Genomic DNA, 26,101 nt, shown 5'->3' with positions numbered 1-26,101 from the left:
ATATATTATTTTTAAAATAATTTCTAATTTATAGGATGTTGATTTTTAATGGTTAAAAAAGGTTCTGCAGAAGAAAGAGATTTAGTTCATCGATTATGGAGTTTAGATTTTGCAGCAATGAGAGCACCCGCATCTGGAGGCGCTACAAAAAAACCATTACCTGATGTATTAGCAGGTAATTCAAAAATATATTTAGCTATTGAAGTTAAAACAACAACTAAAGATAAAATTTACATAGATTATCCTCAAATAGATGCTTTATGTGAATTTTCTAAAATTTTTGGAGCAACTCCATATATTGGGGTTAAATTTAAGTATACTAAATGGTTATTTTTAGATCCAAAAACAACTGAAAGAACTAAAAGTAATAATTATAAAATTGAGAAAGATTTTGCTTTAGAAAAAGGTTTAGAACTTGATGAAATTACAGGTAAAGATAAGCAAATTAAATTTTAAACTTTTTATAAATTATGTTTAAACATAAAGTTTAAATAATATTAATAACTAATTTTTATATACTGTAAGAATGTTATTTCTTATGAATTTATATTTGGGGTTATAGTGTAACCTGGCATCATCTGGGACTCCAGTTGTCTTTGAAGAAAACGCGCAGTCTGATCAGTATGTGATTGATATGATGATCAATTGGAGTACTGAGACAAGAGAAATCCTAGGATCGGGGTTCAAATCCCTGTGACCCCACTTTTATATAATATATTAATGCTTTTTTTAAAATTTTTAATTAATTAAATTTATAAACACTACTTTTAGGAGACTATTTTTTATGGAAAAAATTGGAAACATTATTTGTATTCCTGGAAAGGATTTAGATTCTAATATTTATATTGTAGATGATATTATATTTGATACTGGTACTGGAGAACATAAAGATTATTTATTTTCCCAATTAAAAGAAGCAGGTGTTAATCCTGATGATATTAAATTAATAGTTAATACTCATTGTCATTTTGATCATGTTGGTGGAAATAATTTTTTCCCTAATGCTAAAGTCGCAATACATGAAGATGATGCAGATTCACTTGAAAATTATAATAAAGAATTAACAGTTTGTAATCTTTTTGGTAGAACTATAACTAGACATGATGTAGATATAAGATTAAAACAAGGAGATCATGTTGGAGATTTTGAGGTAATTCATACACCTGGTCATAGTCATGGTGGAATTTGTTTATGGGATGGTGAAAATCTTATTTGTGGAGATACAGTCTTTGCAAATGGTGGTTATGGAAGACCGGATATTGGTGGAAATATTGATGAATTAAGAGACTCATTACGAAAATTAAATAAATTAAATGTTAAATATTTATTCCCTGGTCATGGTCCATGGGTTAATAATGGTAAAAAACATATAGAATTATCTAATCAAGGAATTTGATTAGATTTTATATATTATTTATTATTTTTTTATAAACTTAAAGCACTCTTTTTATTATCCATGAATTTTTTTTCAGCTTTTTTGAAGCAACCTCTTTTAACTAATATGGAAATTTTTTCTCCTCTAGCTAATACTCTTTCAGGTTGAGGTATTTCTAATCCATCTTTAGTATAAATAGCAATTATTATACAATCTTTAGTTGGGGAGACTTCTTCTACTTTTTTACCAACTACTTTATCATTTAAAATGTTCATGTCTAAGATTTCTGCACTACCTTCTCCAAATGATACTAAATCTGCTACATTAGGTCTAGTGATTAGTTTTTCTACAAATCCTGCTGCTGTTCTTTCTGGACTTATTACTTCATCTATTCCTACTTTTTTAAATGCTTCTTCGTGGTCAGGGTTACTTACACGTGCTATGATTTTCTTTTCATCATATTCTTTTGCTAATATACAGGATAATAAGTTAGCTTCATCGTTTCCTGTGGTTGCAACAAATATATCTGCTTCATCTATGTTTGCTTCTTCTAATGTTTTTGTATCAGTACCGCTTCCACAAATTATCATAGCATCTAGTTCCATTGCAGCATTGTTACATAATTTTTCATTGTTTTCAATAATTGTTATATCATAACCATCATTGATTAAAAGATTTGCAAGTGAAAGTCCTACACGTCCTCCACCTAAAATTATCACATACATATTTTGTCATCCCATTAATTTTTTTTTAGAATAAGTTTAATTAATTTATTAAATTTTTATCATCCATTTTATTTTTTTAGATTCATACTTTAATTTAATTAATGTCTCAATTTTAATTTTTTTTATTAAAATATAACTTATAGTTTATTATAATTTATTAATCTTACTTCCTATTATATAAACTTATTTAAAGTTATATTTAATTTATTTATTTGAGCTTTTTTTAGATAAGGACGTGTTTTTATTATCCTTTTTTTAAAAATAGATTTTATGGGGGTGTTTAAATTTTCTGTTTTAACCCTTTGTGTATTTGTTTATTTGCTCTTTTAAAAGATTCATAAATAGCTTTTAGAAGAACTAATACAGGTATTATTTCTAATCTACCAATCCACATATTTCCAACTAGTAAATATTTTAATTCGCTTGGTATTAAGTAACATGGGGATCCTAACCATACTCCATTGTTACCTTGTGCAGATACAACATTAAACAATGATTGTAATGGTGGATATCCATAAGCTAATAAGATTAACCAACTAATTGCAACAAATAACATGAACAATGTGATATATGAACTGGATTCTTTAATTTCTTTATCTCCAATTGTTTTCCCACCAATTTTAGCATTAATAACTCTACCTTTTGGGGATAATAAATTCAATGTTGTTAAATTTATTCCTTTTAAAAAAGTTATAACACGTATTACCTTAATTGAACCAACAGTTGATCCAGATGATCCCCCTACAAGCATTAATATTATAATTACTAATAATGTGAATCCTGGCCATAAAGTCATTACAGATGAACTAGGTACATTTGCACCTGTTGTACTTATTGCGGATACTACCTGGAATACAATAATCATTGGATCCATATGGCTTGTTAAATAAATTCCTATTGAAGAAATTATTATTAATACCATTATTGCTTGGAATTGCACATCTTGAATTATTGATTTTCCTTTACTTTTTATTGCTTTATAATGGACTGAGAAGTTAATTGATCCTATTATCATTATAATTATTGTTACTAAATATATGGCATTGCTATTATATGCTCCAATATTTGCATTTTTAATAGACATTCCTCCAGTAGAGATTGTTGTGAATGTTGCATTTATTGAATCAAAAAGGGGCATACCTACTAATACATACATTATTATTCCAGCAATTGTGTAAATAGAATACATTTCTAATGTTTTATATAAGGTGTTCACTACACTTGGTTTGATTCGATCGTCTCTTGCTTCGGATTCATAAAGTCTAGATGCAGCAGTACCATTTCGTATTAAAATTCCAATAAATATGATTACTACTCCTAATCCACCTAACCATTGTTCATAACTTCTTAAAAAAAGGATTGATTTAGGTAAAATTTCTACATCAGGAAAAATAGTTAATCCACTACCTGTCCAAGCAGACATATTCTCAAAAAAAGCATTTGTAAATGAAATGTCTAAACACATCATCATTATCAAGGCACCGATAATTCCGGCCCATATCCAAGCTAAGGAAGATATTATCATTCCTTGTCGTAATCTAATTTTATCATAACAGGTAAACTTTCTATGTAAAATACTACCTATTAAAATAGAGATTAATGGAGGTATAATTAAATTTATATAAATATTTTCATGATAAATAAGAGCTATTATGACTGGTGCTAATAAAACAAGACCTAATCCTTGCATTATTATTCCAAGATAATGTGCACTTATTAAAATATCAGTTTTATTTATATATTTCATTAATACTTTTTTATTTCTTCAATTATTTAAATTTTTATTGAATAATGTATTTTTATTGAAATATTTGTAAAAAAAAGTCGAATTTTTTATATGTTTATAATATTGTTTTGTTTAAAAAATAAGTATTTAATTTGATTCAGTTTTGTATTTAAAAAAATTTGTAAAAAAAAATAAAAAAAGTGTTTTTTCATAAAAAAACTTTTTCATAATTAAAACTTTAAAAAAAGTTAAAATCATAAATAGTTCATGTTTTATGAAAAAAGGAGGTAGTTAAAAATTTATTCAACTACTTCTCCGAAAGCGAATTTTCGGCGGGTTGCATTAACTTTTATTTTTACTTCTTGACCAACTTCGGTTTCAGGAACAAATATGACAAATCCGTCAACTCTAGCAATTCCGTCTCCACTTTTACCTTGGTCTTCTATTTTAACATCGTACTCTGTTCCTACTTCAACAGGACAGGAGTATTCTTCTTGTTTATTGTAACTATCTTCAAACATTTATATTCACATCCGTTAATAAGTCAACATTAAAATGTTGCTTTTTAACATATATAATGCAATAATGAGTAAAATAACATAAAAATTAATCTAATTTGCAACCAATCAAAATTTATTCACTAATATAAAATAATCTTAAAAAAATAATTCCTTCAAAAATTAAAATATAATTCATTAATAATTAAAATTAATTAATTTAGAAAAAGCTTATGATATATCCTCTACTTATGCATTAGTTATATTGTATTTTTTAAAGTATATAAACATTTGTTTTTTCAGGGTCATGAACTTAATTTTTATAAAATATTAAATATATTAAAAGTTAATAATTTATTAATAATTTTTTTATTTAATATTTATTTAATAAATTTTAGGTTAGACAATGAAGTATAAATCTTATATATTCTTAGGTATTGGCTTATTAATCATGGTTGTGATGTTGTGGTTTATAGGTATTGATCAAGTTTTAAATGCTTTAAAAATTGCTAATATATATTATGTTATACTTGCAATTCTTATACAGTTTTTCACTTACTTCCTTTATACTTTTAGATGGGAAATAATTAATAAAGTAGCTGATAAGGATTTAGGTTTTAAAAAATTACTTCCTATGGTTTTAGTTAGTTTATCTGTTAATAATATTACTCCTAGTGGTAGAGGTGGAGGAGAACCTGTAAGAGCTTATCTTCTTACTAAAGAAGGTGGAGGACCATTTTCTGAAACTTTCGCTACAGTTATTGCAGATAGGGCTTTAGATACTTTTCCTTTTATTATACTAGCTATTATTACAATTATTGCTTTAATTACTCATCTTACTTTAAATCCTATAATTGTTGTAGTTATGATAGCAGCTGTTATTGCGATTATTATCGTTGTTTTTTTAATAGTTTATATGTCTATTAATGAAAATTTTGGAAATAAAGTTATTAAATGGATTTCTAAATTAGCAATTAAAATTTTTAAGAAAAAAGATCCAGATCATATTAAAAAACAAGTTTCTGTTGCTATAAATGGTTTTCAGGATACAATGCGTGGCATGGTTAAGAATAAAAACATTTTATATTATGCTCTTCCTCTTTCATTTTTCATATGGTGTGTAGAAATTTTAAGAGTGTATATTGTATTTTTAGCATTTGGTTGTACAGTAACACCAGTTCTTATAGGTGAAGTCTTCATTGTTGCTTCTTTAATTGGAATGATTCCTGCATTACCTGGAGGTTTAGGTGCAGTTGATGGGGTTATGATTTTATTATATTCTAGTTCAGGTATTTCTCCATCTATTAGTGCGGCAGCTACTGTTGTTGAAAGATTAATTTCATTTTGGATGACAACAATTATTGGATTTTTAGTTTTACCATTTTATGGTGAGGAAGCTTTAGATAAAATTTCTTCGGTAATGTCAAGTGATGAGGAAGAAATAACTGAAGAATTTGATGAAGAAAATAGTTTAGATGAAAAATATGAATCTAATTCTAATAATTCTAAAAATTCCGATAATACTGAATCATCTAGTCCTAATTTGAAGGATGAAAATTAATTCATCATATATTCCAACTTTTTTTTAACACTTTTTTCATATTTTTATTTTTTCTATTAAAATTAAATAGAAAGCTTTATTTTATTTATAAATTATAAACTTTAATGATTGAATTATATCTTTACTAAAATTCATTAAAGAAGTTTAAATTTTTAAACTTTAATTACATTATTTTTTTTTAGTAAATTATAATTTAAAATCTATCAATTTTAAAAAATCAATGGTGAAAAAATGGAAATAAATGGTGTAGATATTAAAGATACTTATGCAGAAGGTTTCGGAATTAAAGTTACAAGAATGTTAGTAACTGCAGCTACTAAAAAATTAGCTAAAATTGCTGTAACTGAAGCAACTGGATATGGAACTTCTGTTATTGGATGTCCTGCAGAAGCAGGAATTGATGGTTATGTACCTCCTGAAGAAACTCCTGATGGAAGACCTGGTTACACAATAATGATTTGTCAAGGTGGAAAGAAAGCTTTAGATCATGAATTAATGGAAAGAATCGGTATGGGAATTTTAACAGCACCTACTACTGCAGTATTTAATTGTCTTGAATCTGAAGATGTTTTAAAAACTGGTAATAAATTAAAATTCTTCGGTGATGGATTTGAAGAAGTAATAGATATTGATGGAAGAAAAATCCACTCTATTCCTATCATGTCTGGAGATTTCTTAGTTGAATCTGCTTTTGGATATAAAGAAGGTGTTGCTGGAGGAAACTTTTTCGTTTTAGCAAATAGTAAAATGAGTGCACTTGTAGCAACTGAAGCTGCTATTGATGCTATCCATAATGTTGAAGGAGTAATAACTCCATTCCCTGGTGGTATGGTTGCATCTGGTTCTAAAGTTGGATGTAATAATTATGAATTTTTAAATGCATCTACCAATGAAAAAATGTGTGTTACCTTAAAAGATAAAGTTGATAGTGATATTCCTGATGATGTTTATGGTGTAATGGAAGTCGTTATTGATGGTGTTGATGAAGATTCTGTTAGAGAAGCAATGAAACAAGGTATTAAAGCTGCTTGTAATGTTGATGGAGTTCTTCAAATCAGTGCAGGTAACTTTGGTGGAAATTTAGGTGCTTATAAAATAAATTTACAAGATTTATTCTAAATAAATCTTATAAATTCTCTTTTTTAAATTTTTTTTATATAATTATAATTTACAATTTTCTTCTTGTTCTTTGAATATTCCTTGAGCTTGATTTTTAGTTAATTTAAGGATTTCTTCATCACTTAAATCAATTCCTATAATAATATTCTCATCAGATAATTTTTTCATTGCATTATCTATATCTTTAAATGTTTTCCCAGTCATATGGTGAGAGTGAATTCCACCTACAGATTTGTAAAGATTTTTAATAGATTTTTTAGCAATTTCATTCTTTTCTAATATATTGTTGAATCTATCATACTCTCCATTTTTAATTGAACCAATTTTCCGGATTAAAGGTTCTTTTATTCCTGGAAAATGATATTCGATATCTTCAAGATTACAATTATTGCTCATAACTATTTTCATTTCTTTTGAAATTGTTTCTACTGAATGTTTACATGTGATTTTAATTGATTTTGGAGACATAGCTGCATAGTAAATATCGCTTCCTCCACTAGATTCAGGGGATACTACTTTGTTTGATCCTGCATTTTTTAGTCTTTTAATATTTTCAGAGTAACTTGCTCTAGAAACTATCCATAATTCTGGGGCTATTTCTCGGGTAGTTAAAACTATGAATAAATTATTCACATCACTTCCAGTACATACTAACATTCCATTTGATTTATTTAAACCAATTCTTTTCAATAAATTTGTGTCAGTTGCATCATCACACATGGTGATTATGTTATCATCTTCATTTTCTTCGTTTAATCTATCAATTATTTCCTTATTTTTTTCAATAATTAATACTTGTTGATTTCTTTTTTTAAGCTCATCTAATACTACTTTACCTACTCTTCCGTATCCACATAAAATATAATGATCTTTAAGATGACTTATCATTTTTTTCATTTTCACACCGCTTCTAGCTTTTTCCATACCCTCAGTAATGACAGAGAATATTACACCAAATATATAAGCAATAATTACAATTCCTGCAAAAGCTAAGGTTATTGCAAATATTCTTTGTAAAATTGTAGTAGGAATAATATCTCCATAACCTACGGTTGTTAAGGTTATACCTGTGAAGTAAAGTGCTTCAAATGGATTTAATTTCATTATGTATATTGAACCAATTTCTCCATATACTAAAATTGCAATGAATATACCTATACCGTACTTAATTTTATTGGTGTCTATAAATTTTAATAGAGTTTTTATTAAACCATACTTTTCCATAAAATTTTCCCATTAACTTTTTTATAACTTTAATTATTATTATATAAAAGATTAAATTAAATACTTTTCTTAATAAATATTATAATTAATTTATAAGAAAATAATTTCAGGTGGAATAAAATTTATGGATCCAATAGATATGCAGGTAACTGATCATAACTGTGAATATTTAGGTCTTTCTAGACTTTGTTTAATGGAGAATGCAGGTAAATCTTTATCTGATGAGGTTGCAACTTTATCTACTTTCACATTTTCCAAACCAGTTAAAATAGTTATTTTTACTGGTTCAGGGGGAAATGGTGGTGATGGTTTTGTTGCGGCTCGTCATTTACTAAATCGTGGTTTTAGTGTTGATTTATGTCTTTTAAAAAATGATGATGAAATTAAATCTCAGGATGCTCTTACTAATTTGAAAGTATTACGTAATTTGAATCCTAGGGTTTCTCGTTTGAATATTAATTATTTGAAAGATTCTAGTGAAATAGATAAATTAGATATTGCTTTTAATAATAATTTTTCTGAATCTATTATTATAGATGGAATTTTAGGCACTGGAATAAAAGGTAAGATACGTCCTAAAGAAAGACGAGCTATTGAAGTTATTAATAAATCTAATGCTTTAAAAGTTGCAATTGATGTTCCTTCTGGAATGAATCCATTAACTGGGGAAGTTTTGGATATTTGTGTTAAAGCAGATTATACTGTAGGTTTTCATAAAGTTAAAACTGGTCTAAGGATTGCTTCTGAAGATATTGTAGGTGGATTAATCACTTGTGATATTGGAATACCTCTTGAAGCAGAACTATTTGTTGGTGATGGGGATTTATTAAAACTTAAAAATAGGTCTAATAATTCTCATAAAGGAAATAATGGTAGTTTACTTATTATTGGGGGGAGTAAAGAATATTCTGGCGCTCCTGGATTAGCTGGAATTAGTGCTATAAGTAGTGGTGTTGATTTAGTTCATGTTGCAACTCCTGAATCTGCTGCTATTCCTATTAAATCTTATTCTCCTGATTTAATTGTTCATAGTTTAAAAGGGGATTATTTAAATTTAAATAATCAAGAGGAAATTTTAAATTTAGTTGAAGATGTTGATGCAGTTTTAATTGGACCTGGGGCTAGTCAAAATGATGAAACTAAAAAATTATTTAATATTTTAGTTCATAAAATTAAAAAACCAATAGTTTTAGATGCAGATGCATTAAAATTAGTTAATAGGAAACTAATCTCAAAAAGAAAGGATATTATATTAACACCTCATAATAATGAGTTTAAACAATTTTATCAAGATATTATTTATGAGGAAGGATTAACTTTTGATGATGTTAGTATGAAATTTGATAATTTAAATTATAAAATTGTTAATGATAAATTAACTTTTTTCCAATCTGTTACAAATTCAATTGAGGGAGTTACTGTAGTTAAAGGTGAATCTGATTTTATTTTCCAAGGATCTAAAATTAAAATTAACACTTCAGGTAATCCTGGAATGACTGTTGGGGGTACTGGTGACTGTTTAGCTGGTTTAACTAGTGGTTTATTAGCTCAAGGTTTAAATGTTTTTGATTCAGCATCTCTTGCAACATTTTTAAATGGTAAAGCAGGGGATTTAGCAATGGATAAATATGGTTATGGTTTTGCTGCTTCTGATTTATCTGAATTTATTGGTAAGTTAATGGATGGAATTTAATTGAATAATTATGTTGAAGGTGTATTTAAAAATAGACCTAATCGTTTTATTGCTGAAGTTGAAATTAATAATGAATTAGTTAAAGCTCATGTTCCTAATACTGGTAGATGTAAAGAGCTTTTAGTGCCTGATGCTAAAGTTTTTCTTTTACCTAGTAATAATCCTAAAAGGAAAACTAAATTTTCTCTTCATTTTGTTTTAAATAAAGGTGTGCTTGTTAGTTTATTTTCTCAGCAAGCTAATGAAATTGTTTTTAATTCAATAAAACAGGGTATTGTTAGGGAACTTCAAGGTTATAATGTATTGGAAAGAGAAAAAACTATTGATAATTCTCGAATTGATATTTATTTAGGTAAATCTAAGGATGGGAATATTTTAGAGGATTGTTATGTTGAAGTTAAAGGTGTTACTTTAATTAAGGATGGTTTGGCTCAATTTCCTGATGCTCCAACTGAAAGAGGTAGGAAGCATTTGAATGAGTTGATTGAACTTAAAAAAAGAGGGCATCGTGCTGTTGTTTTCTTTTTAATTCAACATCCTAAAGGGGATAAATTCAGACCTAATTGGGAAAATGATCCTGATTTTGCTAAAATTTTAAATGAGGCTTATTCTTCTGGAGTTGAAATTTTAGTTTATAAGTGTAAAAATAGTTTAGATGGTATAACTATGGTTAAAAAGTCTTTAGATTTTGATTTAAGTCTTTAATATTATTTTTATTTTCTATTTTTTAAAATTAGGATTTTTATTCTATTGATTTAGCTAAAAAAAAGTAGGAATGTTTTTTTTAGAGTATAATAAATTATTAGTATTATATTCTAAAAAAATTTTTTTAAATTTTTATTGGTTTAATTTTTGGAAGTTTGCAGCTTGAATTCCGTGGTATTTAATCATACCTTCAACTTCTCTTTGGTCTGTTTCTTTATCTTCAAATGTGATTTGTTCTACACTGTGTAAACTGAAGTCAGATTCTCTTGTTAATGGGTGTATGGATCCTTTGAATAATTTCATTACTACTTTTCCACATACTCTTCTTTGCATGTTGTCAAATGCTTGATCTAAATCTTCTTTTAAAGGTTCTTGCCAGAGAGCTCCGTATACTAAATCTGCATATAATGTGCTCATATATTCTGCAAATCTTAATTCGCTTGTAGTTAAAACTAATTCTTCTAATGCTTTGTGTGCATTGATTAATAATTTTGCTCCAGGAACTTCGTATATTTCTCTGCTTTTTAATCCAATCATTCTGTTTTCTATGGTGTCAACTCTTCCAACACCATTTTCTCCAGCTATTTTGTTAGCTTCTCTTATAATGTCGATTAGTGGCATCATTTTTCCATTTATAGCTATAGGTACTCCTTCTTCGAATTCTATTGAAATCTTTTCTGGAGTGTCTTTTGCATCTTCAGATGAAGCTGTCCATGCATAAATGTTTTCAGGTGCTTCGTTTTTAGGGTCTTCAAGAATGTCTCCTTCTATTGATCTTCCCCAAATGTTTTCATCTACACTATATCTTTTATCTGAGGATAATGGGAGGTTGTGTTCTTTTGCATATTTTACTTCTTCAGTTCTGGTTAAGTTTAATTCTCTTATTGGTGCGATTATTTTATAATCTGACATTGCATTTATGATTGATTCGAATCTGAATTGATCATTTCCTTTTCCAGTGCATCCGTGAGCTATTGCTACTGCACCTTCTTTATCTGCTACTTCGATTATTTTTAATGCTATGAGGGGTCTTGCTAATGCTGTACTTAATGGGTATCCTTCGTATTCTGCATTTGCTTTTATTCCTTTAGAGATGTAATCGTTTGCAAATTCTTCTTTTGCATCGATTATGTAATGTTTACCTGTGTTTATGTTGTCTGCGGAGTTTTGAGATTTTTCTAATTCGTCTTCAGGTTGTCCTACATCTACACATACGGTTATTACTTCGTAATTGTATTTTTCTTCTAATAATTTTACACATACAGTTGTGTCTAATCCACCACTGAATGCTAATACTACTTTATCCATTTTATAATCACTTCTTAATTAATTTTTTATAAATTTTTGTAACAATTATATTATTATGGTTTTTATTTTGTAATTTATATTATTTATAAGGTTTATATTGGATTTATTAAAGTTATTGATTTTTGAAAAATTTTTAAAATTAGTAAGTTTTGTGTGCATTTTTTTTGCAGAAGAAAAAGATTCTCTTAATTGATACCTTTTATTTTGGAGGTAATTTATTTTATTTTTTTTATTTAAAAGAATGGTATGTTTATATGGGTCCTTTTAATTTTTTAGTTTTTATTTGAGCGAAGATATTTTTTTTATCAATTAAGAGAATTTTTTCGTGAGATATAAAAACGTGAAAATTTTTATTCTCATATTTATTAAATTGTATTTCTTACTATATAAAGTTTAGGTATACCTAAATTATTAATTAAAAAAATAATAAAATTAAAGAACTTTAAAAGAATCATTACCTTTACAATAATCAATTAAATCTTTATAAACATTATCAAACTTCAAAGTACTACTATCTCCAATAATAATTAATTTACGTTTAGCACGAGTAATAGAAACATTCAAACGTCTAATATCATCTAAAAAACCAATATTATTATTCTTATTACTTCGCACTGTAGAAATTAAAACAATTTCTTTTTCACGACCCTGAAAACCATCAACAGTTTTAACTTCAACAGGAATCATATTCCTTAAAAATTCAACCTGATCCATATATGGACTAATAACACCAATATCATCAGAACAATAACCTAAATCCAAATAATTACTAACAATAATATTAATAATATTTGCTTCAACCTTATTAAGAACAGATTTAGAATCATTCAAATGTATCTCCATATTTCTTTCAATTAAAGAAGTATCTAAAAATAAAAATGGATAATTCTCATCTTCAAAAAACTTATTAATATTATTAAGTCTAACACTTAATTTCTTATTAAAATTTTTAGAAATATTATTAGAACCTAAAGTCTTCTTATCTAAATCATTTAAAGAAATTGATTTAACAGAATCATCACTAAACAATTTATTATCATAAAATTCACTATTTGGAAAACTCATCAATTTTTCATTCATACGGTATTGACAATTAAGAAGAGAAGACTTATAATCATAAGAAATAATTAATTTTTCAAACAAAGTTTCTTGAAGCTTTCTAGATTTATTACTAATAATAGTAGGAGGTAATTGTTTATGATCTCCTGCTAACACAAAACGTTTTGCTTTATTTATAGGGATTAAAACACTAGGAGTGCTAGCTTGTGAAGCTTCATCAATAATAGCTACATCAAAAATAATATCCTCAATATATTCTAAAGCTGCACTAGAATTAGTAGATAAAATCACATCACTATTTTTAATAATATCTTTAATAATTTCATCTTCTAAACATTCACTCTTCTTATAATATTCTTCAACTTCTTGGTTAATTAAAATCCAATTAGCTAAAGATTTCATGGTTTTAGCATTAATACCTCTTGAAGATTTATTATTTTCAGCATTTTTAATAATCTCTTCATCACTAAAACCTCTTCTATAACGTGGGCTTGGTTTAGTGAAAGTGTCCCGTATCTTAGATTTTTCATTAATAATTTTTTCAATTTTATCTTTTTCACTATTTAATGGGTGGGTCTCGACCTTATAAGCTAAGGAATATTTAATATTCTCTTTTGAAATTCTTTGTGGGTGGCCTAATCTTGTTAAATTTAGAGTATCTTGATTTTCTTTACCTAATTTTTCTGTTAAACCTTCAAGTAAATTATCAACACTTGTATTACTTTCTCCGGTAGCTAATATTTTATGGTCTTCTTTCCATTCTTGGTAAATTAATTCATTTAAGGTTCTTGTTTTCCCAGTTCCGAAAGGACCATGTATTAAAAAGAAATCTGCTGAATTGATTGCATTAGTTATTGCTTCTTTTTGTGAAGAATTCAATTTTTTATCTTTAAAATTTTCTATTTTAATTTTTTTACTCTTTTTACTAGGGCTTTGTTTTTTTAATAAAAAATTTAATGCTTTTTTTCCATATGGACTTAAATTTTTTAAATTTTCTTCCATTCTTCTAAAATTCACATCACTAGCATATAAATTTATATCCACATGTTTTTTTATAGCCCATTGTGGGAGATTGTTTAATGCTACTTTAATGAATCTTCCACCTTTTTCAGTTACTGTACCAGTTAAGTCACTTTTTAAGGGGTTTCCTTTACTTATTAATACTAAGTCCCCTACATTGATTTCAGTATCTATAAGTTCTTTTCTACCATATTGAATTATATTATATCCTAGTTCTTTTCCTAGATTTTTTCCTTTTAAATGATTTATGGCTATTCCTTTTTTTTCTCTTTGATGAGGTTTTAATCTTTTGATCATATTTCTCATTGCACTTATTTCGGCTTTTCTTTCATTATTTATAAGTTCTATGAGATTTGAAATATATTTTTTCAACAGATTCTACCTTCTATAAATTTTATTCATTATATCTATTATTCTATATTATTTTTCTTATTAAAATTATTATTTTAGATTATCTTATATACTATTTTTAATAAATTTTCATTTAATAATTTTACTTATATTTATTATCTTAGTAAATGAAAGAATTTAAATTTTATATAATAATTCTAAAAAGAAGGTTTTAAAGAAAATGGAACAAACATTAGCTTCACATAATTTAGGGAATGATTCAGATTCTATTAAAAAATCATTATTTACTAATAATGATTATTTTTCCATCACTACATTATATTCTAAATCTCAAGGTTATGTTTCAGGTAATAAAAATCTTTTTGCAAACATGGATTATACTCCCTTAACTAAATTTATTCTTAATGAAAGTCTTAAAGGTACTCCTTTAATTAAATTAGGTCATGGAGATTTAAAAGTAATGATTCTTGCAGGAGTTCATGGTAATGAATTGCCTCCTCAAAATGCTGCTTTAATGTTGGTTAATAAATTGCGGAATCTTAATTTAAATGGAACAGTTTATATTATTCCATTCGCAGCACCTGAAGCAACAATGTATAATATTAGAAATTATAATGGTCAAGATATTAACCGGACTAGTATGATTAAAGGATCTTTAGGTAATTTAATAATTGATAAGATTAAAGATTTAGGAATTAGTTATGTTGCAGATTTCCATTCTACTGCTCCTAATGCTAATCCTGGTAAAGAGGGTGTTTTTTGCACAATTAAACCTTCTCCTAAAAGTTTTGATATAGCTTCATTTATTAGTGAAGATACTAATTCTTCTATAATTAATTATAATAATGCAGGGGCTATGTTTAAAGGTGCTATTGAAGATGAATGTAATTTAATAGGTATTCCGGCTGTTACTTGTGAAGTAATATCTACTATAGGTTATCTTAGTTTAGGTTCTACAAAGAGATCTTTAAATCAGATGATTAGTTTTTTAAAATATTGTAATATTCTTTAAAAGTAATTCTATTTTTAATTATTTTTCAAATGCTTACATAATTGTTATTTATATAATAATAGTAAAATTCACTTATAAAAAGGTGATAAATTATTTCTTCATATAAAGCTCATACATTATTTGGATTAGTACTTTCTTTATTATATTTTCAAAACCCATTAGCTATAGCTTTAGTAATTTTAGGTGCTAACTTTTCAGATTTTGATCATGATTTTAAAAGAAAAAATGTCTTTTATTTAATGTTAATTGGTTTAATATTAACTATTGTAATGTATGCTTTTGATTTTCCTTATTATATTGGGTTAATTTTAATTTTATTAAGTTTAATATTTCTTTTATCAAGTCATAGAGGATTTACACATTCTATTTTTGGAATATTAGTTTTATCTATACTTATATCTTCTATTGTTATTTGTGGGATGAATTTTATTATTTATTTCAGTATGTTTTCAAATTATATTACTTTTAAATTAGCTTTAGTTTTAATGATTATTTTATTAAGTGTTTTTGTTTTAAATAAAAGGGTTTTACCATTTTTTTTAGCTTTATTGATTTTAGGTTTATTATTTATTCCATGTACTAAGATTAGTAATGTTTTGATTTTTATTTCTTTAATTTTAGGATTTTTAAGTCATTTAATATTAGATTCCTTTTCTGCTTCTGGAATAAGATTATTTAGGCCTTTTAGTAATCGTAAAGTTTATAAAAAATTTGGTATTACTTTAAGTATTCTGTTAATTATTTTATCTATTCCTCATTTGATTAATTTAAGCCATTTATTATTCTAAAAAAACTGTTTAATATAATTCGTTTATATAATCTTTTTTCTTGTTTTAACTTATTTTTTATCATTTTTTAAGTTTTTTGATTTATAAGTTTTTATTATTAATGTTTTTAAACTTTTTTTATTAGTATTTTAATGATTTTAAGTGTTTTAATTCTTTTTTTTTGGAGCTTATTATCGAAACATTTATAATAAATAATCATGATAAATAGTATTAATATATTAGGAAAATTTTTATAATACTAATTTTTCTAAAAAAATATTATTATTTAATAAAAATGTTTAAAAAAAATAGAGGATAATGGAGCTTTAATTCAATGTTTTTAACTAGAATTTATTATGCAATAGCTTACTTTTTTGTTTTAATATGGGAAATAATAAAAGCGGTTTTTGATGTAACTCTTCGTACATTAAAAGATGGAGAATATGATCCAATAATAGTTAATATTGAAACAGTACTTAAAAGACCTGTAGCTCAAACAATATTAGCTAATAGTATAACTTTAACTCCTGGAACTTTAACTGTAGATTTAGATTCAGAAGCACAAGTTTTAAAAGTAGCTATTATTAGTCCAAGAGAAAAAGAGGATATTATTCCATTTGAACCATATATTAAAGGAATGTTAGAATAAAGAAGAATTTTATATGGAAAAATCCTCTTTTTTCAAATTTATATAAAATAAAAATTTTTATTTAAATCATTATTAAAACTAAGTAAAAAAAAATGTGATAGTGATGGATATATTACTAATTTCAAAGATTTTCTTATTAATTGCCTTTTGTATTTTCACATTGGCAGCTTTAAGATTGGCTACTCATAAATCAACAACTATGGGTATAGTTGGAGTGGATGCTATAACAGTTTCTGTTTCAGTTATTCTTGTAGGTTTAGGTGGAATTTATGGGATTGGATTTTTTAGAGATATAGCTTTAGCTTTAGTTCTTTTAGGAATAGTTGGTACTATAGCTTTTGCAACTGTCAATAGAGGGGATTAAAAATGATTACACCATCTATTCTAAACTTGATACAATCTATATTGCTCATTATTGTAGCTATCATTACTATTATTGTTAGTATTGGTATTTTAAGATTGGATAAAGACATGGATAATGTAGTTTATGCAAGAATCCATATATTGGGTGTAATTGATATTGCAGCAGTAATTGCTTTTATATGTTTAGGAGATCCTTTATTAGGAGTATTATATTTCATTTTAGCTCCATTTGCAGCACATGCTATGGCTAATGGATATTTCCATGGTGAAGATGAAAAAAATAATAAAAACTTAGTTGAAGGTAATGAAAAGAAAGATGATAAAAAAGATTTTACTGAAGAGATAGAATCAACAGGTTTCTATAAAAATGCGAATGAATTCAAAGAATTTGATGATTCTGAAGATAAAATTTCAATTTCTACTCTAAAGATTACTGAGGATGAATAATTATGATTGAGTACGTAATAATGGTTATCATAGTATTAGGTGCTATAATTACCTTAATGCAAAAAGATTTACTCAAAGCAGCTGTTGTTAGTGGAATAACTGGATTATGTGTAGCTTTCTTATATGAAATTTTATTAGCTCCAGATGTTGCTTTAACCCAAGCTATTGTAGGAGCAGCTATTGTACCTGCATTTATAGCATTAGCAGTGAAAAAAACTAAAAGGACTGATGACTAATGATTATGGATGTTCAATTAGCATCATTATTTACTTCAGGTGCTTTAATCGTTATAGGTCTTTATGCAGCAATATTTTTAGATAATATAATTAAAAAGATTATAGGTTTAAGTTTTATAGAAGAGGGAGTCAACCTATTCCTTGTTGCTTTAGGTTATAAATTAGGTGGAATAGTTCCAATTTTCTTACCTGGAATGACTAAAAGTTCATTCTATGCAAATTCTGCTTATCCTTTACCTCAAGCTTTAGTTTTAACAAGTATTGTTATTGGGGCAAGTACATTAGCTGTAATGCTTGCATTAGTTATGGTATTATATAAAAAGCATCACACTTTAAGTACAAAAGCTATGTTAGGTGAAGATCATGAATGAATTAATTCCTTTAATAGTAATAATACCATTAATTTGTGCTTTATTATTAAATTTACTTCATGGAAAAAATAGAATATCCCGAATAATGGCTTTAATTGTTGCAATTATAATTCCAATAATAGCTTTAGTTGCTTCAAATGGTTTACATTTCTTTGGAGGTCATGCACCATTAACATTTAATCCTTCATTGTTAGAATCTTTACCTGCAAGTTTACTTAGTTCACGGGTCATTCTTTTCCATCCAGCTATTACATATAGTTTAGCAGGTTTAGAAAAAATATTCATTTTCATTCTTGGAATTGTAATCTTCTTAGCTTTATTCACATATTTCAATAAATATAAAAAAGTATCTGGACCTTACTTATTCCTAATATTTATGGGAACAGCTGCAGTAAGTGCAATGTTATTAAGTGATGATATTTTTAACATGTACATATTTTTTGAAATAGCAGCATTAACACAAACAGGTATTATACTAGCCTCAAACACTGAAGGCAGTACGGAAACTGCATTAAAATATATGATTTTAGGATCAATTGGAGGACCTATACTACTTTTAGGTATAGGATTTGTTTTAGGTGTAATTGGTAGTGTAAACATAACAGATATTGTTTATGCAATTCACACTGGTTATGTAAATCCTTACTCTCCAGCATTAATAATTGGTTTTGCTATGATCTTTTTCGGTTGGTTATATGCATCCGGATTACCTCCATTCAACACAATAAAATCATTAATATACAGTAAAGGTACTCCAGAATCATCAGCAATACTTACAACTTTTTCAGTATTAACAATGATTGCATTCGGATTAGTAATGTTTAGAATATTTGGATATTTATCTGTATATAAAATAACTATAATGTTATTCGCCCTACTTGCTATGGTGCTAGGTGTATCTATGGCAGTTGTTCAAACAGATTATAGAAAAATGTTAGGGTTTTTAGCAGTAGGTGAATTAGGTTTTATTGCTATTGGATTTGGTATAGGAACTAAATTATCTATGACTGCAGGGCTTTTCCAAGCTTTTAATGATATAGTGATTACTTCCTTATTATTTATTGGATTTGGTATAGTTTATTACTTAACTGGTACATCTGATACTCGTAAATTAGGAGGATTAATTTCATTAAACCCTAAAGTTAGTATAATGATATTACTTGGAGGTTTAGCATTAGCTGGTGTTCCTCCATTTAACGGATTCCAATCTAAATTAATGTTAGTTCAATCTGCATTAAATGCAGGATTCCCAGAAATAGCTATTATAATTGTTTTAGTTAGTATAGTGGTCTTTATGACATTTGTTAAAGCATTCCATTCAATTTATTTAAAACCTAAACCTAAAGATTTAGGTTTTGTTCATAAAGAAGTTCCAAGTTTAGCAATAGTGTCTATAGCTATATTATTAATAATATGTCTTGTAATAGGTCTTGATCCTAATTTAATAACATATAGCTTTGGACAATATTTAGGGGGCTTGATATAAGATGGCATTTTATGATTTATTATTAGATTCTCTTAAGGAAGTTAAAGGAAAAATTAAGAAAGATCCTTTAACTAGTGATAATGTTTCAGGAGCTACTGCAGGAGAATTAACTGTTATATCAGTAACTTTACTTGCAGCATTATTACTTACTCGTGTAAATTTACTTATTTCAATGGTTATTGTTTTAATTTTAGCTGTTGCATTAGTTACTAATTTACCTTTAATCCCTAAAGTTATTAAGGAAGAAAATAATTCATTGGATACAATGCTGTTTTATGTTATTTTAACATTAGGAATTGTGGTTTGTCTTATTTATTGGGGTGTAGGCTATGTATGATAATATTAAAGAATTAATATTAGCAATTGTTACTGCTTTATTTGGTGTAACTTTATTCGATGCTTTATTTAATTTAAAAAGTATCATTGCTCCAGGAATCAGTTTAATTTACAATGCTTTAGGTCCTAATATCGCTCCAAACATGGTTACTAATATAGTATTTGATTGGAGAGGTTATGATACTTTAGGTGAAGCATTAATTCTTGTTTCAGCTGTTTTAATTGTCTTATTAATATTTGGAAGAGGAAAATTAAAAGGTGATGAACAATGAGTGAAGGAAGTACAGTATTAAAATTACTAGCTTTTCCAATTTCAATCTTCACAATATGTTTAGGAGTAAACACTATTTTAGGTGGACATATTACACCGGGTGGTGGTTTCCAAGGTGGAGCTATGATTGCTGGGGGAGTTATTTTAAGTCTCTTTGTTTATGGTTATGATAGAATCCCTGTAGATTTCTCTCATGATTTCGTTTCAGCAGTTGAAAGTTTTGGAGCTTTAGCATATATTGGTTTAGGATTAGTAGGTTTAATATTTGCAGGTTCATTCTTGTATAATATTGGTTTTGATGCTTATAATCTTGTTCCAAATCTCGTACAAACTATTTTCCATTATCCTGATGTGACTAATGCTGGAATAATCCCATACTTAAATATTGTTGTTGGTTTAAAAGTTATGGTTGGTTTATCTGCTATTGCAATTGCATTTTATCAATTTAAAAGTTTTGAAGAAGAAGGGGATGAAGAATGATAGTTATAGGACCAATTTTATTTGGATTAATAATCGGTTTAGTAATAGGTTCTAGAATTAGAACTGATGCTAAAGTTAATATTGGATTAACTGGAGGATCTATTCTCTTATTATTCATTGTTGCTATATTAATGGCATGGCAATTAGGAAATTTCCCATATTATTCTGATTTTCCTGTTGCAACTGGATTCGTATCAGCATTTATAGGTCTTATATTAGGTAAATTCCTATTTGGGAGATCTAAAGAAAATAGTTAAAAAAAGTTGATTATTTTTATATTATCAAGAAAAGGATTTTTGATTTTATAAAAAAATAATTTCAAATATTATAATAATAAAATTTATAAAAAGAAAAGTTTTAAAAAAAATAAAATTAGATTGGAAGTAAAAATCATGTATGTAACAACTAATAAATGTGAAAGTCGAGCAGAGTGTATTAAAAAGTGCCCGACAGAAGCTATTAGGTTAATTAAAGGAAATGCTTTTAGCTGTATTACATGTGGGACATGTCATGATGTCTGCCCTAATAATGCTATTTTCAAAAATAGTTATGGGGGTTATGTTGTAGATAGGGCTAAATGTAATGGTTGCGGAATATGTGAATATTCTTGTCCTGTTGAAAGTATACATATTGAAGATGGTGTTGTTAAAGGTATTTGTTCAATGTGCGGTTTATGTGGGGATGTTTGTGAATCAAGAATTGATGCATCTAATTTAATTGATGAAAACCGTTTAAGTTTTTTAAATTCTTTAAAATTAGCAATGCCTAATGTTTCTGATGTTAATGTACCTATTCAATCTAATAAAAGTGATAAAGAATTTGCTTCTAGAATTTGTATGGATACTGATTATGATAAATGTACTTTATGTGGTAGATGTGAATATTACTGTCCAACAAATGCTATAAATGTTACAGTACAACAACAAGGTATATGTACAGAATGTAAGGTTTGTGAAGATGTTTGTCCTACAGGGGCTATTAAAAATGGTATTGTTGATCCATCTATCTGTACTTTGTGTTTAAATTGTTTAAATAATTGTCCAAGTAATTCAATTAGTATAGATGATTTTAAAGTTAATATTATTAAATTGAATCAAAAAATTAATGGTTCTATTATTTCATGTTTAAATTGTGGTTTATGTGCTGATAATAATGAAAATGGTTCCTTGAAAAAGGTTGATGGAAATTTAAGATATGATCCATCATTAGATGTTTTATCTGATTCATCAGTTGAAAATCATCAGTTAATGATAGCTGATTGTCCAGTTTCATCTTTACATGAGACAAGTGATTATAAACTAGAAGGATATTGTGTGTCTTGTGGAAAGTGTGTTGAAGTTTGTCAAAATGATGCACGTAAAGCTTCAGTTATAGAATGGGATGGTAAGGTTTCAGAAGATTGTATTTCTTGTGGAATATGTGTTGAAGTATGTCCAAAAGATGCGATTACCTTAAAAAGAGGAACTATTGAAGTTGATTTAGATAAATGTATAATGTGTGAAACTTGTGGAATTCATTGTCCAAAAGATGCTATTCCTAAGCGAACAACAGTTAAAAAAGAAATAGCTGATGGATTTAATATGATTGATCAACAATTATGTATTAATTGTGGTTTGTGTCAAGATATTTGTCCTGAAGATGCTATTATAGAAAAAGATGGTCATTTAGTTGTTAAAGATGATGATTGTATTTATTGTGGGGCATGTATGCATGTTTGCCCATCAAATGCTTTCCTCTTTGAAAGAAAATTCAAGGATGCTAAATAGTCCAGTACTAGGTGGAGTTTAAATGAAAGATTTACTTAAAGTATTCTTAGAAGGAGCTTACGGAAATATAAAGAAAATACTTTTTGCTTCAGATAGAGTAACTGATATGGATATGAGAAATGCTATCCTAAATGGTGAAGTAAAACCTACAGAAAAAGTATCTAAAGCTTGTATTGGATGTGGTGGTTGTGCAAATGTTTGTCCAACTGATGCTATAACTATGAAACCATTAAAAGAACCTGTTAAGTTAGCTGAAGGATGGATTGTTACTGAAGTTCCAGAATTAAATCAAGAAAAATGTGTTGTTTGTTATTGGTGTCATGATTTTTGTCCAGTATATGCCTTATATGGGGAAGCTGGTGCTATACATCCTAATAATGTTGGTGAAAATGTTATTGATGTTGAAAATCTTATTAAAGAACCTTTTAAAATTCCAGCAGATAAACTTGCATTTATAGCACAATACATGTCTGATAAGTCTGTATTAGACAATCTTAAAAATAATAATTCTAAAAAAGAGGATAAAGAGGAGATAGAATGAGTCTTAAATCTTTTTCACGATCAAAATCTATTCATTTGATGTTATGTTATACTGGTGGATGTAATGGTTGTGATATTGAAATTGTGAATTGTGTTTTATCACCAAGATTTGATTTAGAACAGTATAATGTATTTTTAACTTGGAATCCTCGTGAAGCTGATATATTAGTAGTTACAGGTCCTGTTACACATCATAATAGGAAACCTTTAGAAGAAATTTATGCTGCAGTTCCTGAACCTAAACTTGTTGTAGCTGCAGGTAGTTGTGCATTGATGGGTGGAGTTTATAAAAATATTCATGGTGATATTCCTTCTGAAGAAATTGATGGTCCAGTTGAAAATATAATTCCTGTAGATGCTAAAGTTCCAGGTTGTGCCTGCAGACCTCAAGATGTTATTGCAGGAGTGGTGTCAGTTCTACCTCAATTGTTAGATGCTGATTAAAAAAAATAAGATTAATGTTTATAAAAATTTTAATAATTCAAAAATTTAAGATGATTTAAAAATAAGGTGTGAGATAATGGAAGAGAAAAGAGCTAAAAAGGAGGAAGTAATAGAAACTGAAATCCAAATGGGTACAGTTCATCCTGCTGCTTTAGAACCTTATAGAGTTAGATTTTTTGTGGAAGATGAAATTATTAAAGATGCTGAAATAACTGTTGGTGTTAATCATCGTGGTGTTGAACGTATTATGGAAGGTCTTCCTGTAGAAAAAGCTAATGCTCTTACTGAAAAAATTTGTGGAATTTGTTCTAATTCACATGTCTGGAATTCTGTTAGAACTGCTGAGAAGGGATTAGAAGTTGATGTTCCAGATAGGGCAGTTTATATTAGAGTTATTATGGGGGAATTAGAAAGATTACATAGTCACTTCCTTTATCTTGCTCATGGTTGTGAAGTTTTAGGTCATGAAACCTTTTCTATGAGAGTTTTCTATATGAGAGAAACTATTATGGAACTTTTAAGCATGATTGGTGGAAATCGTGTTCAGTATGGTTGTGCTATTATAGGTGGTGTGAGACCTAGATGTGAACTTGATGATAATCGTATACAAAGATTGATTGATGGGATGAATAAAACAGAAGAAGCTCTCACAAATTTTGCTGATAGATTCCTTCATGATACTATGGTTATGTCAAGAATCACTGGTGTTGGTGTTCTTCCTCAAGAGCAAGCTATTAAACTTGCAGTTTCTGGACCAACTCTTAGGGCTACTGGTGTTAAATCTGATTTAAGAACTGGTATGTATGAGTATGAGAATTTTGATTATGATCTTATAACTCAACCTGATGGTGATGTTAAATCTAATCTTTTAATGAGAGTTTTAGAGTCTTTTGAATCTATTAAAATTATTCGTCAAGCTGTTAAAAATCTTCCTTCTGGTCCTATTTCTAATAGGTCTTGGGAAATGTTTGATTGTGATATTATTGAATCTCATATTGAAGTTCCACGTGGAGATTTATATGATTCTTTTGCAATTGAAGATGGGAGAATTAGAAGTTGTTTAATTAGAACTCCTAGTTTAGCTAATATTGGTGCTATGCAATATGCATGTATTGGTGATTCTATTACTGATGGTCAATTATGTATAGTTCAATGTGATCCATGTTTCACTTGTACTGATCGTGCTGTAGAAATTATTCAACTTGATAAAAATGATAAAAAAATGATGAGGAAATAGGAAAATGTCATTCATTCCAATTATATATTCAGTTTTAGCAGTGTTAGGTACTTTGGTTGTTGCTGTGTTTGTAGGGACTCTTCTTCCTGGTTTTGAAAGAAAGTATGTTCAAGCTAGAATTCAGCAAAGAATTGGGCCAAATTTTGCTAGTCCAGGTTTATTTTCAACTATTAAATTCTTTTTTAAGAAAAATTTGAAAATTAATTCACCTGTTCCTAGTTTATATAAGGCTTTACCAATTGTTTGTTTCATTGCAGTGTTTTTATTGTTTTTAACTTTAACTCCACAAAATTATCAATTTTTAGCTTTTGCTAGTTTGATTGCTATTGTTGGATTTTTAAAGATTGATGAAATTTGTTATGTTTTAATGGGTTCTTTGTCTAAGTCTGTTATGTCTGGTAATATGCCTTTCCCAGATCATGCTAAAGGTGGAGCTAGAACTGATACTAATGTAAGTTTTTTAGAAGATATAAGTTCTAATAGATCTTTAAGAATGATTGCTTTTGGTTCTTTTCCATTGTATTTATCCTTATTTGTTCCAGTAGTTTTATCTGGTAGTATTTATCTTAATGATATAGTGACTATGCAACAAATTTCTGGCCCATTCTTATTTACTGTTCCAGGGTTTATTGGTGCTATAGTCTTTTTGATTGGTTATATTATCTTATTAAATGAGTATCCTTTTAATATTGTTCATGCTGAAGCTGATGTTATTCAAGGACCGTATATGGAATTTGCTGCTGATTCAAGAGCTTTTATTTATTTAACTAAAGGATTTTTAATGTTTGCTCTAGCTAGTATTTTTTGTGTATTATTTTTAGGTATTACACCTAATATTTTATCTTGGGGTATTCTTGTTAATATTGTGGTTGCTTTTATTTTCCCTGTTATTGTTGGGATTTTAAGTGCATTCTCTCCAGTATTTACTTTTAGACAATTTTATCCAGTTGTTATTGCTAGCTCTTTACTTGGAGTTTTAGCTATTGTTGTAGGAATGTTTTAATATTTATTATTTTATTTAGGTGACTTTGAATGAAAATTGTTATGAGACCTTATCATATGTTAAGTCTTGGGGGATATATTGTTGAAACACATTTCCCTTATAGGAATCTTATAATTGTTAATAAAACTGCTGAACCTATTAAAATTGAGGTCCCTGTTTTAGAGGAAAGTTGGATTGATGAACATAGGGCTTTAGGTTTAGAAGTTATTCCTGTTAGGGATGAAGATAATTATTTGGCTATGTTTAAAAAGGCACATGCTGATTTAGACAAGTTTATGGAAAAAGTGGATATTGACGTTGAGTTAATTTAAATAATTTTTTTCCTTTCTT

Annotated in this window: 30 protein-coding genes and 1 tRNA gene; 25 read left to right on the top strand and 6 right to left on the bottom strand. The window is 27.4% G+C overall.

Annotation, left to right across the window (positions count from 1 at the left end):
- The first annotated feature begins 48 nt into the window (after positions 1-48).
- The 3 genes from hjc (at position 49) to BP769_RS08275 (ending at position 1,396) form a co-directional block, all read left to right on the top strand.
- Positions 49-456 (top strand): Holliday junction resolvase Hjc, encoded by a 408-nt coding sequence (gene hjc, locus BP769_RS08285; RefSeq protein ID WP_413824715.1) that lies wholly within the window; start codon positions 49-51, stop codon positions 454-456.
- Positions 457-552: 96 nt separating this feature from the next.
- A tRNA-Trp gene (locus BP769_RS08280) sits at positions 553-702 on the top strand.
- 82 nt (positions 703-784) lie between these two features.
- Positions 785-1,396 (top strand): MBL fold metallo-hydrolase, encoded by a 612-nt coding sequence (locus BP769_RS08275; protein ID WP_413827091.1) that lies wholly within the window; start codon positions 785-787, stop codon positions 1,394-1,396.
- Positions 1,397-1,425: 29 nt separating this feature from the next.
- Here BP769_RS08275 and BP769_RS08270 read toward each other — a convergent pair whose 3' ends face one another.
- The 3 genes from BP769_RS08270 to BP769_RS08260 form a co-directional block, all read right to left on the bottom strand.
- Positions 1,426-2,100, bottom strand: coding sequence for a potassium channel family protein (locus BP769_RS08270; protein WP_413824722.1), 675 nt, complete (start codon positions 2,098-2,100; stop codon positions 1,426-1,428).
- Between the two features lie 280 nt (positions 2,101-2,380).
- Positions 2,381-3,847 (bottom strand): TrkH family potassium uptake protein, encoded by a 1,467-nt coding sequence (locus tag BP769_RS08265; RefSeq protein WP_413828766.1) that lies wholly within the window; start codon positions 3,845-3,847, stop codon positions 2,381-2,383.
- A 278-nt stretch (positions 3,848-4,125) separates the two neighbouring features.
- The gene (locus tag BP769_RS08260) at positions 4,126-4,347 is read right to left on the bottom strand and encodes a TRAM domain-containing protein (RefSeq protein WP_409198382.1); all 222 of its coding nucleotides are present in this window, start codon (positions 4,345-4,347) and stop codon (positions 4,126-4,128) included.
- A 382-nt stretch (positions 4,348-4,729) separates the two neighbouring features.
- On the opposite strand from BP769_RS08260, the gene BP769_RS08255 reads away from it, so the two are divergent.
- Both BP769_RS08255 and fhcD read left to right on the top strand, forming a co-directional pair.
- Complete coding sequence (locus BP769_RS08255) at positions 4,730-5,884, top strand: UPF0104 family protein (RefSeq protein WP_413824726.1); 1,155 nt, start codon at positions 4,730-4,732, stop codon at positions 5,882-5,884.
- 231 nt (positions 5,885-6,115) lie between these two features.
- Positions 6,116-7,003: a formylmethanofuran--tetrahydromethanopterin N-formyltransferase gene (gene fhcD, locus BP769_RS08250; RefSeq protein ID WP_409198384.1), complete on the top strand. Its 888-nt coding sequence runs from the start codon at positions 6,116-6,118 to the stop codon at positions 7,001-7,003.
- Positions 7,004-7,045: 42 nt separating this feature from the next.
- On the opposite strand, the gene BP769_RS08245 is transcribed toward fhcD, so the two are convergent.
- Entirely contained in the window at positions 7,046-8,227 is a 1,182-nt protein-coding gene (locus BP769_RS08245; RefSeq protein WP_413862391.1) for an NAD-binding protein, read from the bottom strand.
- A 124-nt stretch (positions 8,228-8,351) separates the two neighbouring features.
- On the opposite strand from BP769_RS08245, the gene BP769_RS08240 reads away from it, so the two are divergent.
- Positions 8,352-9,920: an NAD(P)H-hydrate dehydratase gene (locus tag BP769_RS08240; protein ID WP_413824731.1), complete on the top strand. Its 1,569-nt coding sequence runs from the start codon at positions 8,352-8,354 to the stop codon at positions 9,918-9,920.
- Positions 9,921-10,625: a DNA/RNA nuclease SfsA gene (gene sfsA, locus BP769_RS08235; RefSeq protein WP_413862389.1), complete on the top strand. Its 705-nt coding sequence runs from the start codon at positions 9,921-9,923 to the stop codon at positions 10,623-10,625.
- 132 nt (positions 10,626-10,757) lie between these two features.
- Here sfsA and BP769_RS08230 read toward each other — a convergent pair whose 3' ends face one another.
- Together BP769_RS08230 and BP769_RS08225 are read right to left on the bottom strand one after the other, a co-directional pair.
- A complete protein-coding gene (locus BP769_RS08230) occupies positions 10,758-11,933 on the bottom strand; it encodes an argininosuccinate synthase (protein ID WP_413824737.1) in 1,176 nt (391 codons plus the stop codon).
- 432 nt (positions 11,934-12,365) lie between these two features.
- Positions 12,366-14,384, bottom strand: a complete 2,019-nt coding sequence (locus BP769_RS08225) for an IGHMBP2 family helicase (RefSeq protein ID WP_413824739.1) — start codon at positions 14,382-14,384, stop codon at positions 12,366-12,368.
- Positions 14,385-14,583: 199 nt separating this feature from the next.
- On the opposite strand from BP769_RS08225, the gene BP769_RS08220 reads away from it, so the two are divergent.
- The 18 genes from BP769_RS08220 to BP769_RS08135 all read left to right on the top strand — a co-directional run bounded on the left by BP769_RS08220 (position 14,584) and on the right by BP769_RS08135 (position 26,082).
- Positions 14,584-15,375 (top strand): succinylglutamate desuccinylase/aspartoacylase domain-containing protein, encoded by a 792-nt coding sequence (locus BP769_RS08220; protein ID WP_413824741.1) that lies wholly within the window; start codon positions 14,584-14,586, stop codon positions 15,373-15,375.
- Between the two features lie 239 nt (positions 15,376-15,614).
- Positions 15,615-16,163, top strand: a complete 549-nt coding sequence (locus tag BP769_RS08215; RefSeq protein ID WP_413824744.1) for a metal-dependent hydrolase — start codon at positions 15,615-15,617, stop codon at positions 16,161-16,163.
- Between the two features lie 313 nt (positions 16,164-16,476).
- The gene (locus BP769_RS08210) at positions 16,477-16,791 is read left to right on the top strand and encodes a monovalent cation/H+ antiporter subunit E (RefSeq protein WP_409198392.1); all 315 of its coding nucleotides are present in this window, start codon (positions 16,477-16,479) and stop codon (positions 16,789-16,791) included.
- Positions 16,792-16,894: 103 nt separating this feature from the next.
- The gene (locus BP769_RS08205; protein WP_413824747.1) at positions 16,895-17,155 is read left to right on the top strand and encodes a monovalent cation/H+ antiporter complex subunit F; all 261 of its coding nucleotides are present in this window, start codon (positions 16,895-16,897) and stop codon (positions 17,153-17,155) included.
- Positions 17,156-17,157: 2 nt separating this feature from the next.
- Positions 17,158-17,601, top strand: a complete 444-nt coding sequence (locus tag BP769_RS08200) for a cation:proton antiporter (RefSeq protein ID WP_413824750.1) — start codon at positions 17,158-17,160, stop codon at positions 17,599-17,601.
- A gap of 2 nt (positions 17,602-17,603) precedes the next feature.
- The gene (locus BP769_RS08195) at positions 17,604-17,837 is read left to right on the top strand and encodes a DUF4040 domain-containing protein (protein ID WP_409198395.1); all 234 of its coding nucleotides are present in this window, start codon (positions 17,604-17,606) and stop codon (positions 17,835-17,837) included.
- Positions 17,838-17,839: 2 nt separating this feature from the next.
- Positions 17,840-18,208 carry a cation:proton antiporter subunit C gene (locus tag BP769_RS08190; protein WP_409199056.1) on the top strand — a complete coding sequence of 123 codons (369 nt, stop codon included), beginning with the start codon at positions 17,840-17,842 and terminating at the stop codon, positions 18,206-18,208.
- Positions 18,201-19,694, top strand: coding sequence for an energy conserving hydrogenase EhbF (ehbF, locus tag BP769_RS08185; RefSeq protein ID WP_413862387.1), 1,494 nt, complete (start codon positions 18,201-18,203; stop codon positions 19,692-19,694). Before BP769_RS08190 ends, ehbF begins: the two co-directional genes overlap by 8 nt.
- Position 19,695: 1 nt before the next feature.
- Complete coding sequence (locus BP769_RS08180; RefSeq protein ID WP_413824756.1) at positions 19,696-20,031, top strand: energy-converting hydrogenase B subunit G EhbG; 336 nt, start codon at positions 19,696-19,698, stop codon at positions 20,029-20,031.
- Positions 20,024-20,302, top strand: a complete 279-nt coding sequence (locus tag BP769_RS08175; RefSeq protein WP_409198398.1) for an EhbH — start codon at positions 20,024-20,026, stop codon at positions 20,300-20,302. The genes BP769_RS08180 and BP769_RS08175 overlap by 8 nt, the downstream gene beginning before the upstream one ends.
- Positions 20,299-20,781: an MnhB domain-containing protein gene (locus BP769_RS08170; protein WP_413824758.1), complete on the top strand. Its 483-nt coding sequence runs from the start codon at positions 20,299-20,301 to the stop codon at positions 20,779-20,781. Before BP769_RS08175 ends, BP769_RS08170 begins: the two co-directional genes overlap by 4 nt.
- Positions 20,778-21,038 (top strand): energy-converting hydrogenase B subunit J, encoded by a 261-nt coding sequence (locus tag BP769_RS08165; protein ID WP_413824760.1) that lies wholly within the window; start codon positions 20,778-20,780, stop codon positions 21,036-21,038. Before BP769_RS08170 ends, BP769_RS08165 begins: the two co-directional genes overlap by 4 nt.
- Positions 21,039-21,173: 135 nt before the next feature.
- The gene (locus BP769_RS08160) at positions 21,174-22,547 is read left to right on the top strand and encodes a 4Fe-4S binding protein (RefSeq protein WP_413824763.1); all 1,374 of its coding nucleotides are present in this window, start codon (positions 21,174-21,176) and stop codon (positions 22,545-22,547) included.
- 22 nt (positions 22,548-22,569) lie between these two features.
- Positions 22,570-23,088, top strand: a complete 519-nt coding sequence (locus BP769_RS08155; protein ID WP_413824765.1) for a 4Fe-4S binding protein — start codon at positions 22,570-22,572, stop codon at positions 23,086-23,088.
- On the top strand, positions 23,085-23,531 hold the full coding sequence (locus BP769_RS08150) for an NADH-quinone oxidoreductase subunit B family protein (RefSeq protein ID WP_413824768.1): 447 nt from the start codon (positions 23,085-23,087) through the stop codon (positions 23,529-23,531). Before BP769_RS08155 ends, BP769_RS08150 begins: the two co-directional genes overlap by 4 nt.
- A 76-nt stretch (positions 23,532-23,607) precedes the next feature.
- Positions 23,608-24,768, top strand: coding sequence for a nickel-dependent hydrogenase large subunit (locus tag BP769_RS08145; protein ID WP_413824770.1), 1,161 nt, complete (start codon positions 23,608-23,610; stop codon positions 24,766-24,768).
- Positions 24,769-24,772: 4 nt separating this feature from the next.
- A complete protein-coding gene (locus tag BP769_RS08140; protein WP_413824772.1) occupies positions 24,773-25,771 on the top strand; it encodes a respiratory chain complex I subunit 1 family protein in 999 nt (332 codons plus the stop codon).
- Positions 25,772-25,800: 29 nt separating this feature from the next.
- Positions 25,801-26,082 carry an energy-converting hydrogenase B subunit P gene (locus tag BP769_RS08135; protein ID WP_413824775.1) on the top strand — a complete coding sequence of 94 codons (282 nt, stop codon included), beginning with the start codon at positions 25,801-25,803 and terminating at the stop codon, positions 26,080-26,082.
- The last annotated feature ends 19 nt before the right edge of the window (positions 26,083-26,101 follow it).

Source organism: Methanobrevibacter sp. UBA417 (genome assembly GCF_002508845.1).
Lineage (GTDB): Archaea > Methanobacteriota > Methanobacteria > Methanobacteriales > Methanobacteriaceae > Methanobrevibacter_A > Methanobrevibacter_A acididurans.
The sequence above is the reverse complement of the archived record's forward strand: the minus strand, read 5'-3'. Positions and strand labels throughout refer to the sequence as shown.